Source organism: Curvibacter sp. GW821-FHT01G03, from assembly GCF_059422285.1.
The window spans coordinates 1-1,344 of sequence record NZ_JBWKWP010000049.1 but is presented as its reverse complement, the minus strand read 5'-3'; the positions used below and the strand labels follow the sequence as shown (position 1 = coordinate 1,344).

Here is a 1,344-nt window from a genome sequence, read left to right as displayed (position 1 = left end):
CTAGCAGGCTGCTGAAATACCGCCCGCCGCAATGAAGGCAATGACCCGAACTCTGCAGGCCAGCGTCTTCCTTTCACATTCCGACATGTCAGGGTTTGATATTCAGCTTTTCTTCGATTCGAGCCCGACTTTTCACGCCTTCTCGCTCAATTCACCCCCTGCAGACGGATTTGCCCCAAGGTACGCATGCGCACCAAGTTGTAGGCGGCCATCGTCAGCACAAACATCTGGTCCACGCGTTGCAGTCCACGCACCATCACCTGGCGCATCGAGCCCACCGTCTTGGCCCAACCAAAGCCTTGCTCGATGAGCTTTCGTTTCTTCTGTGATTGGGCATAGCCTGGGGTTTGGGCCACAGACTCAGGCACCGCCGAGCGTCGGCCTGATTTGTTTTGCGCCACATGGGGTATGACCTTCATCTCATCGCAGGCCCGGATGAATTCGGCCGCGTCGTAACCCTTGTCCGCCCCCAGCGTGATGGAGTTGTCCGGGTCCCCCAACGCCTGGCGCGCATCGTTGATCATGGCTTTGGCCGCCTCTCGTTCAGCGAAGCCATCGGCCACCGTCACCACCGCATTGGCGATCAAGCCATGTCGGTTGTCGCTCAAGGTGTGGCCCATGTAACGCAGCTCGCTGGCGGTCTTGCCTTTGCGGTACAGCCGTGCATCCGGGTCGGTCTTGGATTCATGGGTGTCGTTGCTGCGACTCTCACCCTTGAAGTTGCCAGGCTGATGCGGCGGCGTGTCGTCATCGTCCTTGTCCTTGCGCACAAAGCTCCTGTGGCTCGCCCAGGCCTGGATCAGGGTTCCATCGACGCTGAAGTGTTCGCCCGAGAGCCAGCGCTTCTTCTCGGCAATCTTGAGCACTTCGTTGAAGAATTCGACGACCGCGTCGTGCTCAATCAACCGCTCACGGTTCTTGGCGAAGACGCTGGGCACCCAGACCTCGTCGTCCATGGACAGGCCGATGAACCAGCGAAAGAGCATGTTGTATTGGACCTGCTCCATCAACTGGCGTTCTGAGCGCACGCTGTAGAGCACCTGCAGCAGCATGGCACGCAGCAGTTTCTCTGGCGGCACACTGGGGCGCCCACCCCGGGAGTCGGCCTCGTACATGCGCGAGAACAAGGCGTCCATCTTGGCCAGGGCTTGGTTGACCATCTTGCGCAGGGGGCGCAGTGGGTGCGAGGCCGGCACGAACTCGTCGAGCTTGCGAAAGGAAAACAGGCTCTCGGTAAAGGTGTCGGTGCCGCGCATGAGGTCAGAAATTCCAGGGTGCCAGGAGCTTACCGCCGGCGATCTCATCAACTGCTCTGGTCGGCGAGGTATTTCTTCAGCCTGCTAG

Annotated in this window: 1 protein-coding gene; it reads right to left on the bottom strand. The window is 59.7% G+C overall.

Annotation, left to right across the window (positions count from 1 at the left end):
- Positions 1-146 precede the first annotated feature (146 nt).
- Complete coding sequence (locus tag AC07VS_RS28750) at positions 147-1,256, bottom strand: IS5 family transposase (RefSeq protein WP_494752685.1); 1,110 nt, start codon at positions 1,254-1,256, stop codon at positions 147-149.
- Positions 1,257-1,344: the final 88 nt, after the last annotated feature.